The sequence below is a fragment of the Pseudothauera lacus genome (assembly GCF_003034845.1).
Taxonomy (GTDB): domain Bacteria; phylum Pseudomonadota; class Gammaproteobacteria; order Burkholderiales; family Rhodocyclaceae; genus Pseudothauera; species Pseudothauera lacus.
Window position 1 is genome coordinate 1 of the sequence record NZ_PZKC01000026.1, and the last position, 9,719, is coordinate 9,719.

Sequence of the window (9,719 nt, forward strand, 5' to 3'; positions counted from 1 at the left end):
ACAGGCGGACGAACTCATACGCCTGCAGGGCCTGCTCAGGGCTGGCCGACACCTCGCCGATCTGCACGATGCGCGGCAGCTTGCGGCTGAAACGGACCTCGCCGTGCTCGTCCTCATCGACGAGGAGAACGGACTTGAAGGACGTGGCCACCTGGGTGGGACCACGGACGTCCTGGGTGACGACCTTGACGGCATCCCAGTCGTACTCCTCCGGGCCCTGGGGGTGATCACGCCAGGCGTAGATCCGGCGCCGGGCACGATCGAAGCGCACCGGGGCGTCGGTGTAGCCGAAAAGGTCCCCGATGAAGAGCATGGCCCCGAATACACCACAAAGAAAAGCGAGGAAGAAGAATGCTACGACGATCACGTAGTCCCAAAAGACGTCTTCGGTACTGGAGGATTGGGCGTCAAGCAAAATTAGAAACGACATTACAACTAGCGTTGCAGTTGCTACACAGAATGCGAGGCCGAGCGGCCACAGATACCCCCTGACAAATGAGCCTCCTCCGCCAATCTCCAGTGTTGTCTCGTTGATGCGATAGACCAGGCGCTCACCATCCGGGCGCGCATCGGAGCCATGGCGCACGCCGGGCAGGTAGCGCCACTGGCGGTACTTGCGGTCGATGGAGCCGAAGGCGCCAAAGCGCCGCTTTTTCAGGGCGCTCATCAGTCGTTCACCTTGGTGATGCGCTGCTCGCTGAGCATGGGCAGGACGAGGTTGGGCATGGAGAGCTTGTCGACCGGGAGCTGCCCGCCATTATGACTTAATCATGGTGCCGATCTCTGCTGTGCAAGCGCTCACCGCGCCTGGTGGCATGCCCTTGCGCCGCTGGCCGGTGAACACGAAATCGGCGAAATGGCGTTCCGCCCGGTAGTGCGAGATCCGCCCCCTGAGTACTTCAAGCCCCATCACAGAACCTCTTGCAGCGCTTCTTCAAGTTCCTTCACCTGCCAGTCGGTTCAGTAGCGGAAGTAGAACACGCCGTACTCCAGCGCTTCGCCGCCGCGCCGCTGGGCCTTGGAGCGCTTGACCAGATCGACCTCGGCGGGGTTGTCCCAGCCCAGGGCGGTAAAGACCCGTTCAGACAGGCGCACGAAAGGCATCCACTTGCGGCCCAGGGACCAGGTCATGAGGGCGAAGAAGGGGAAGAAGATGCTGGGAACACCAAGCAGGAAGTATGTTGCGGCCTCTTTATCGAACAGTATCGTCGCATCCATCAAGAACATGCTTGCTTCCAAAACGAGCAAACCCATAACCACGAACGCAGAGGTTCCTTTGAGCCACCACCACCAAGCGTTCCGCCAATGGCTCTTGCTGCCCCGCGAGCAATGCGGATACAAGGCAATGGTGTTGTCAGCCGGGCGGGTGATGGCATAGAGCTCGTAATGGTCCGTCTGCCATTCGGCGACCACCTCGACCCTGTCGCCCTCCTGGAAAGGGCTGCGCCACACCCAGCCCTTGACCGGCTTGCCGTCGATCTCGAACTGAAGGTAGTCGGCCTCCTCTTTGGTGCTGCCGGCCGCACTGGCCATGCCCACGGCCTGCCCGGAGAGGCCGGCCAGGCCGGCGGCGACGGCCAGCACGCCCATGCCCTTGCGGTCCTGGTCGTTGAACACGAAATCGGCGAAATGGCGTTCCGCCCGGTAGTGCGAGATCCGCCCCCTGAGTACTTCAAGCCCCATCACAGAACCTCTTGCAGCGCTTCTTCAAGTTCCTTCACCTGCCAGTCGGTTCAGTAGCGGAAGTAGAACACGCCGTACTCCAGCGCTTCGCCGCCGCGCCGCTGGGCCTTGGAGCGCTTGACCAGATCGACCTCGGCGGGGTTGTCCCAGCCCAGGGCGGTAAAGACCCGTTCGGACAGGCGCACGAAAGGCATCCACTTGCGGCCCAGGGACCAAGTCATGAGGGCGAAGAAGGGGTAAAAAAATGAGACAGATCCGGCTAGCGCAGCAAATAGAACTTTGCCGTAAAGCCCTTCCGCATGGCTTTCGCCCACAAACAAGCCAATAACACCTACGAACAGCATTCCAAAAAATATGAAGATGCCGGTTCCCCATAGCCATGACCACCAAGCGTTCCGCCAATGGCTCTTACTGCCTCGGGAGCAATGGGGATACAGGGCAATGGTGTTGTCTGCCGGACGGGCGATGGCATAGAGCTCGTAATGGTCCGCCTGCCATTCGGCGGCCACCTCAACCCTGTCGCCCTCCTGAAAGGGGCTGCGCCATACCCAGCCCTTGACCGGTTTGCCGTCGATCTCGAACTGAAGGTAATCGGCTTCCTCCTTGGTGCTGCCGGCCGCACTGGCCATGCCCACGGCCTGTCCGGAGAGGCCGGCCAGGCCGGCGGTGACGGCCAGCACGCCCATGCCCTTGCGGTCCTGGTCGGTGAACACGAAATCGGCGAAGTGGCGTTCCGCCCGGTAGTGCGAGATCCGCCCCCTGAGTACTTCAAGCCCCATCACAGAAGCTCTTGCAGCGCATCTTCAAGTTCCTTCACCTGCCAGTCGGTTCAGTAGCGGAAATAGAACACGCCGTACTCCAGCGCTTCGCCGCCGCGCCGCTGGGCCTTGGAGCGCTTGACCAGGTCGACCTCGGCGGGGTTGTCCCAGCCCAGGGCGGTAAAGACCCGTTCGGACATGCGCACGAAAGGCATCCACTTGCGGCCCAGGGACCAGGTCATGAGGGCGAAGAAGGGGTAAAAGAATACGGTTGAGCCGGCTAGCATTACCGATAGGTACTCTATGTAATCCTCGTCGGTGAGGGTCTCACCCCTGAAAAATCCGAATACACCCAAGAAGCACATTCCAAATAATATGAAATAGGCGGTTCCCCACAGCCATGACGACCAAGCGTTCCGCCAATGGCTCTTGCTGCCCCGCGAGCAATGCGGATACAGGGCAATGGTGTTGTCCGCCGGACGGGTAATGGCATAGAGCTCGTAATGGTCCGCCTGCCATTCGGCGGCCACCTCAACCCTGTCGCCCTCCTGAAAGGGGCTGCGCCATACCCAGCCCTTGACTGGTTTGCCGTCGATCTCGAACTGAAGGTAATCGGCTTCCTCCTTGGTACTGCCGGCCGCACTGGCCATGCCCACGGCCTGTCCGGAGAGGCCGGCCAGGCCGGCGGCGACGGCCAGCACACCCATGCCCTCGCGGTCCTGGTCGGTGAACACGAAATCGGCGAAGTGGCGTTCCGCCTGGTAGTGCGAGACCCGCCCCCTGAGTACTTCAAGCCCCATCACAGAACCTCTTGCAGCGATTGTCGGATTCCTGCATCGGCCCTTCACCTGCCGATCAGCCACGCCCAGCCGGCGATGGCGCACAGCAGCCAGAAGGTGGCGATGAACTGCTCGTGGCGCTGCAGGGGCTGGTGGTCGGGGCTCGCGCCCGGAGGCGGGTGCATGGGGCCGCCGCTGGCGGCGAGCGCTTCATGGGTGGCAGGCCAGTGTGGGGTGCGGCAGGTATGCATGGCAATGCCATGGGCGATCTGGAAACACATCAACATCGGCGCGAGAAGGCCGATGCTGGCGATCAGGGCCGCGGCCAGGGCGCGTTCGCGAGGAGGGCGGCCGGATGAGGTGAGGGCGGCGATGGGCGTGGCGCGCATCATGCCCAGCACATCGACGAAGGCGCGCAGGCCGCGCCGGCGCACGCTCAGGTAGTGGCGCACCGGGGGCAGCGCGGCCGGGCCCTGTTCCATGAACAGGCGGACGAACTCATACGCCTGCAGGGCCTGCTCAGGGCTGGCCGACACCTCGCCGATCTGCACGATGCGCGGCAGCTTGCGGCTGAAACGGACCTCGCCGTGCTCGTCCTCATCGACGAGGAGAACGGACTTGAAGGACGTGGCTACCTGGGTGGGACCGCGCACGTCCTGGGTGACGACCTTGACGGCATCCCAGTCGTACTCCTCCGGGCCCTGGGGGTGATCACGCCAGGCGTAGATCCGGCGCCGGGCGCGGTCGAAGCGCACCGGGGCGTCGGTGTACCCGAAAAGGTCCCCAAAGAAGAGGAGAACTCCAAAAGCAAAGCCCGCAACTAAAATGGGTGTCCCGCCGATAAGAAGGGCATAGTCCATTGCGGCCATGCCTGGCTCGGTTACGATGTCGTCGAACGAGAGAATTGTGATCAGACCGTAGGTCAAGGCACATGAGACGAGGATGGCAGTCAGACCCAACGGCCACAGATACCCCCTGACAAATGAGCCTCCTCCGCCAATCTCCAGTGTTGTCTCGTTGATGCGATAGACCAGGCGCTCACCATCCGGGCGCGCACCGGAGCCATGGCGCACGCCGGGCAGGTAGCGCCACTGGCGGTACTTGCGGTCGATGGAGCCGAAGGCGCCAAAGCGCCGCTTTTTCGGGGCGCTCATCAGTCGTTTACCGTGATGATGCGCTGCTCGCTGAGCATGGGCAGGACGAGGTTGGGCATGGAGAGCTTGTCGACCGGGAGCTGCCCGCCATTATGACTTGATCATGATGTCGATCGCTGTGTGCAGTTGCGCCGCTATCTGTCTTTTAGACTCTTTTGAAAAACGAGTGGGTTGGTTGCGGGTGCCGCTGGGTGAGCTTCGTGGCTACCGGCCGCCCCGAATTCAACCCCGCGAGAAGAGCAGTCCTCGCCGCCGGACGGGCTCGGGGGCAGGCGGCGCAAGGCTTTGCCTGCCACGAGCCCTCAAGCGTGGCGGTGGAGCTGTCCGCGTCAAGGATACGCTTCGCCGGGCTCCGCCCGCCCTTGACCCGGCCAGCTCCACCGCTTCTGAAGCCCAGTTCACCCGCTCAAAATTCAAAAGAGGCGTCTTTTACGTACTCATGATCTGCATGCCGATCAAGCCTATCCATACGGCCCCGGCGATGGCCCCTCCGATCAAGGCAATCCATACCGGCACACCAAGAGCCGCAGCAAAGGCATACAAGGGCTTCTCCCATGAGGCAGGGACGGGATTGGTGCTCCTGGCAGGGTCGAACTTCAGCAGCATCGGATGAGCAGCCTCTTCTTTCGGATCGGGCGTCAGCTCCGCGGTGGGGATGCCCGACCAGTCTGGCCCCTTCAGGCGTCCGTGTGCCCAGGTGATGAACAGCCAGGGCCCCCCGACCAGCAAACCGCCGGCGAGTACTACCAGCAGGCCCACGGGGATCCACAGGCCGCCGCGGTCGATGAGTCTGCGCCCGATGCGCGCCGGCCAGTAACTGCGCATCACGGCCATGTGGCCATATTCGAGCGGAGGTGCCTGGGTCATGACTCGCCAGCGATCGAATTCGCCGTCGATGTAACGACGGTAGAATTCCCATATGGCCTGACTGTCCTCCTTGAGCGAGGAAGACGCGCTGATGTTGTGTGCGTAGCGGGCGATCTTGCGCTCGCGGTCGTAATCGACCAGATACAGAGCCCCGACCGAAGCGGTGGCTGTGCCTGTGCGGAAATGGCAGGGGATGAGGTCGTCGAGGTTCGAGCACACCAAACGGCCAAGGCGCCATGTGTAGAGCTTTCGGGCGCGTCGGCAGATCCGGTAGTAGATGTCGCGGTCTTGAACCAGGTCGCCAGATAGGGCCTGGAGGCCAAATAGCAATGAGATGAAGAAACTGATTAGCCCTACGAAACTGACGCTGTAGCTAACAATATCGACCGATCCGCCGGTTTCACCTCCTGTATGCAAGAGGGCTGCAAATAGGCTCAGTGTGATCAGAAGGGATGCTAATGCTGCCGGTGCTGCTATTAGTGCAGCCGCAGAAATCCCCAGTCCGGCGATATCGTTTTTCCCTAGTCTGGTCTGTACGTAGGCTGTATTGGCCTGCTCGATGAAATTGTCGAGCACAAGATGCTCGGTAGGCGTCTTCTGCAGGGGTTCGAGGATGCCGATGTGCTTGACGTGTAGCGCGTTTGGGGTTTCCAGTACGGGCAGGTCGCGCAGTTCGCGGGTGAGTTGAAGCTTGCCGATTCTCATTTGTCGTGGTGATTTGGGCAGGTGCTTGCCTACCAGTAAATGGTATCGCCTGAGCAGCGGCCGGCTTCATAGCAGGCGGTAGCCCGCTCCTGTGCCTCGCGCCTGGCGGCCTCGGCCTGGGCGATGTAGTGCGTGGCTGGGGCATTGAGCGTTTCGATGCGGCCGCTATCCGACGGCAGCACGAGCGCAGGTTCGCCCACTTGGTTGGGCCATAGTCGGATGCTTACACGTACGCGCCTGAAGCTGGGGGTGCTGTTTACTGAGATGTTTGGTCGCGGAGGTAAGGGGGAGGGCGTCTTGGCCGTATTGCGGACGCGCTGGGTGTGGGTGACGCGCAGTCTCAGCATGCCATTGTGCGAGCCTCGATGGTGCATTCCGCTCGGCTGTTCGTGCCGAAGGCGCTTTGACCGGAGAGCACGAAACCCATCGTGTTGGCGAAAGAAAATCACATGTTCTGAACCATATGAAGCATCATCAGTCCCATCCAGATTGCTCCGGCAATGCCCCCTCCAATCAATCCGATCCACACCGGCACGCCGAGCGCCATCGCTGCGGTGTAAAAAGGCTTTTCCCATTTTGCCGGGGAGGGGTTGACACTCCTGACGGGGTCGAATTTGAGCAGCACCGGGTGGTCGGCCTCCTCGACCGGGTCAGGGGTGAGTTCTTCAGCCGGGATGCCGGACCAGTCCGGCCCGGTGAGCCGCCCATGCGCCCAGGTGACGAACAGCCACGGGCCGCCGACCAGCAGGCCGCCGATGAGAACCACCAGCACCCCCGGCAGTCCCCATGCACCGCCGCGGTCGATCAGCCTGCGCCCGATGCGGGCGGGCCAGTAGTTGCGCATGACGGCCATGGGGCCGTATTCGAGGGCTGGCGCCTGGGTCATCACCCGCCAGTGGTCGAACTCGCCGTCGATGTAGCGGCGATAGAACTCCCAGATGGCCTGACTGTCACCCTTGAGCGGAGACGAAGCGCTGATCTTGTGAGCGTAGCGGGCGACCTTGTGTTCGCGGTCGTAGTCGACCAGATACAGCAGTCCGACAGCCGCGGTGGCCGTGCCGGTGCGGAAGTGGCACGGCACGAGGTCGTCGAGCCTGGAGCAGACCAGTCGCCCAAGGCGGTACGTATAGAGCTTTCCGGAACGACGGCAAATGCGGTAGTACGTGTCGCGGTCTTTGACCAAGTCTCCTGACAAGGCTTGTAGGCCAAAGGATAACGCTAGCAGGAGGCCGGCAGCCCCTACGAAACCTACGACGTATGCAATGACCTTAGTTGTCGAATCCATCCACTCAGGACTTTGGGCCACCAGAAGAACGTTTGCGAGTGAAAGAAAGAAAAAAATAAACGCCCCCGGTAGCGCGACCAGTGCGGCCATGGACACCCCCAGCCCCGCCGAATCATCCCCTCCAAGTCGGGTTTGCAGATAGGCGGTGTTGGCTTCCTCGATGAAGTTGTCGAGCACCATGTGCTCGGTGGCGGTTTTCTGCAGGGGTTCGAGCACGCCGATGTGCTTGATGTGCAGGGCGTTGGCGGTTTCCACCACCGGCAGGTCGCGCAGTTCGCGGATGAGCTTGAGTTTGCCGATTTTCATGTGTCGTTGCATGTGTCGTTGAACGGGTCGGGCTTACCAGAGAATCTGGTCCCCCGAGCAGCGACCGGCCTCATGACACGCGGTGGCCCGCGCCTGGGCTTCGGCGCGGGCGGCTTCCGAGCGGGCGATGTAGTGCGAGGCCCGGGCATTGAGGGTGTCGATGCGGCCGCTGTCCGACGGCAGCACGAGTTGGGGGTCGCCCGCCTGATCGGGCGGCCGGCGGGTACGCACGCGCTTCGGTGTTCTGCGGGATGCGTGGCGGCGACTGCATTGCTCCCTATATTGCTTAGATGCTTAGAAATAGATGAAGCCCCATTGCTCCTGCCCACACAGCACCAGCCATAGCCCCTCCAATCAATCCGATCCACACCGGCACGCCGAGCGCCATCGCTGCGGTGTAAAAAGGCTTTTCCCATTTTGCCGGGGAGGGGTTGACACTCCTGACGGGGTCGAATTTGAGCAGCACCGGGTGGTCGGCCTCCTCGACCGGGTCAGGGGTGAGTTCTTCAGCCGGGATGCCGGACCAGTCCGGCCCGGTGAGCCGCCCATGCGCCCAGGTGACGAACAGCCACGGGCCGCCGACCAGCAGGCCGCCGATGAGAACCACCAGCACCCCCGGCAGTCCCCATGCACCGCCGCGGTCGATCAGCCTGCGCCCGATGCGGGCGGGCCAGTAGTTGCGCATGACGGCCATGGGGCCGTATTCGAGGGCTGGCGCCTGGGTCATCACCCGCCAGTGGTCGAACTCGCCGTCGATGTAGCGGCGATAGAACTCCCAGATGGCCTGACTGTCACCCTTGAGCGGAGACGAAGCGCTGATCTTGTGAGCGTAGCGGGCGACCTTGTGTTCGCGGTCGTAGTCGACCAGATACAGCAGTCCGACAGCCGCGGTGGCCGTGCCGGTGCGGAAGTGGCACGGCACGAGGTCGTCGAGCCTGGAGCAGACCAGTCGCCCAAGGCGGTACGTATAGAGCTTTCCGGAACGACGGCAAATGCGGTAGTACGTGTCGCGGTCTTTGACCAAGTCTCCTGACAAGGCTTGTAGGCCAAAGGATAACGCTAGCAGGAGGCCGGCAGCCCCTACGAAACCTACGACGTATGCAATGACCTTAGTTGTCGAATCCATCCACTCAGGACTTTGGGCCACCAGAAGAACGTTTGCGAGTGAAAGAAAGAAAAAAATAAACGCCCCCGGTAGCGCGACCAGTGCGGCCATGGACACCCCCAGCCCCGCCGAATCATCCCCTCCAAGTCGGGTTTGCAGATAGGCGGTGTTGGCTTCCTCGATGAAGTTGTCGAGCACCATGTGCTCGGTGGCGGTTTTCTGCAGGGGTTCGAGCACGCCGATGTGCTTGATGTGCAGGGCGTTGGCGGTTTCCACCACCGGCAGGTCGCGCAGTTCGCGGATGAGCTTGAGTTTGCCGATTTTCATGTGTCGTTGCATGTGTCGTTGAACGGGTCGGGCTTACCAGAGAATCTGGTCCCCCGAGCAGCGACCGGCCTCATGACACGCGGTGGCCCGCGCCTGGGCTTCGGCGCGGGCGGCTTCCGAGCGGGCGATGTAGTGCGAGGCCCGGGCATTGAGGGTGTCGATGCGGCCGCTGTCCGACGGCAGCACGAGTTGGGGGTCGCCCGCCTGATCGGGCCAGAAGCGCGTACTTACGCGCACGCGCTTGAAGACGGGGCCGGAGTTGCGCGGGATGCGCGGCGACTGGATGGTCGTGGCGCTTTTTGCGGTGTTGGGGACACGCTGGGTGTGGATGATGCGCAGGGCCAGCATACCGTTGCGTGAGCGCCCGTCGACGTGTGCGCCCATGGCCCACTGGTTGGCCGGGGCGGCGGTGACGGTCAGTACGCCCATGCCCTTGCGGTCCTGGTTGGTGAACACGAAATCGGCGAAGTGGCGTTCCGCCTGGTAGTGCGAGATCCGCCCCCTGAGGACTTCAAGCCCCATCACAGAACCTCTTGCAGCGATTGTCGGATTCCTGCATCGGCCCTTCACCTGCCGATCAGCCACGCCCAGCCGGCGATGGCGCACAGCAGCCAGAAGGCACTGATGAACTGCTCGTGGCGCTGCAGGGGCTGGTGGTCGGGGCTCGCGCCCGGAGGCGGGCGCATGGGGCCGCCGCTGGCGGCGAGCGCTTCATGGGTGGCAGGCCAGTGCGGGGTGCGGCAGGTATGC

At 62.6% G+C, this 9,719-nt stretch carries 10 protein-coding genes; all 10 read right to left on the minus strand.

What is annotated here, in order from left to right; genetic code table 11:
- Positions 1-667 (minus strand): hypothetical protein (locus tag C8261_RS16905; RefSeq protein ID WP_146161707.1); only part of this gene is annotated, 667 nt, incomplete at its 3' end.
- Positions 668-960: 293 nt separating this feature from the next.
- On the minus strand, positions 961-1,683 hold the full coding sequence (locus C8261_RS16910; protein ID WP_107494904.1) for a putative type VI secretion system effector: 723 nt from the start codon (positions 1,681-1,683) through the stop codon (positions 961-963).
- 50 nt (positions 1,684-1,733) lie between these two features.
- Positions 1,734-2,462: a putative type VI secretion system effector gene (locus C8261_RS16915; RefSeq protein WP_107494905.1), complete on the minus strand. Its 729-nt coding sequence runs from the start codon at positions 2,460-2,462 to the stop codon at positions 1,734-1,736.
- Between the two features lie 50 nt (positions 2,463-2,512).
- Positions 2,513-3,241 carry a putative type VI secretion system effector gene (locus C8261_RS16920; RefSeq protein ID WP_107494906.1) on the minus strand — a complete coding sequence of 243 codons (729 nt, stop codon included), beginning with the start codon at positions 3,239-3,241 and terminating at the stop codon, positions 2,513-2,515.
- Positions 3,242-3,285: 44 nt separating this feature from the next.
- Entirely contained in the window at positions 3,286-4,374 is a 1,089-nt protein-coding gene (locus C8261_RS16925) for a DUF6708 domain-containing protein (protein WP_107494907.1), read from the minus strand.
- Between the two features lie 429 nt (positions 4,375-4,803).
- A complete protein-coding gene (locus C8261_RS16930; protein ID WP_107494908.1) occupies positions 4,804-5,946 on the minus strand; it encodes a hypothetical protein in 1,143 nt (380 codons plus the stop codon).
- Between the two features lie 445 nt (positions 5,947-6,391).
- On the minus strand, positions 6,392-7,537 hold the full coding sequence (locus tag C8261_RS16935) for a hypothetical protein (protein WP_107494909.1): 1,146 nt from the start codon (positions 7,535-7,537) through the stop codon (positions 6,392-6,394).
- A 286-nt stretch (positions 7,538-7,823) separates the two neighbouring features.
- Positions 7,824-8,969, minus strand: coding sequence for a hypothetical protein (locus tag C8261_RS16945; RefSeq protein ID WP_107494911.1), 1,146 nt, complete (start codon positions 8,967-8,969; stop codon positions 7,824-7,826).
- Positions 8,970-9,002: 33 nt separating this feature from the next.
- Positions 9,003-9,491, minus strand: coding sequence for a hypothetical protein (locus C8261_RS16950; RefSeq protein WP_107494912.1), 489 nt, complete (start codon positions 9,489-9,491; stop codon positions 9,003-9,005).
- A 44-nt stretch (positions 9,492-9,535) separates the two neighbouring features.
- On the minus strand, positions 9,536-9,719 hold a 184-nt coding region (locus C8261_RS17390), incomplete at its 5' end, for a hypothetical protein (protein WP_219905235.1).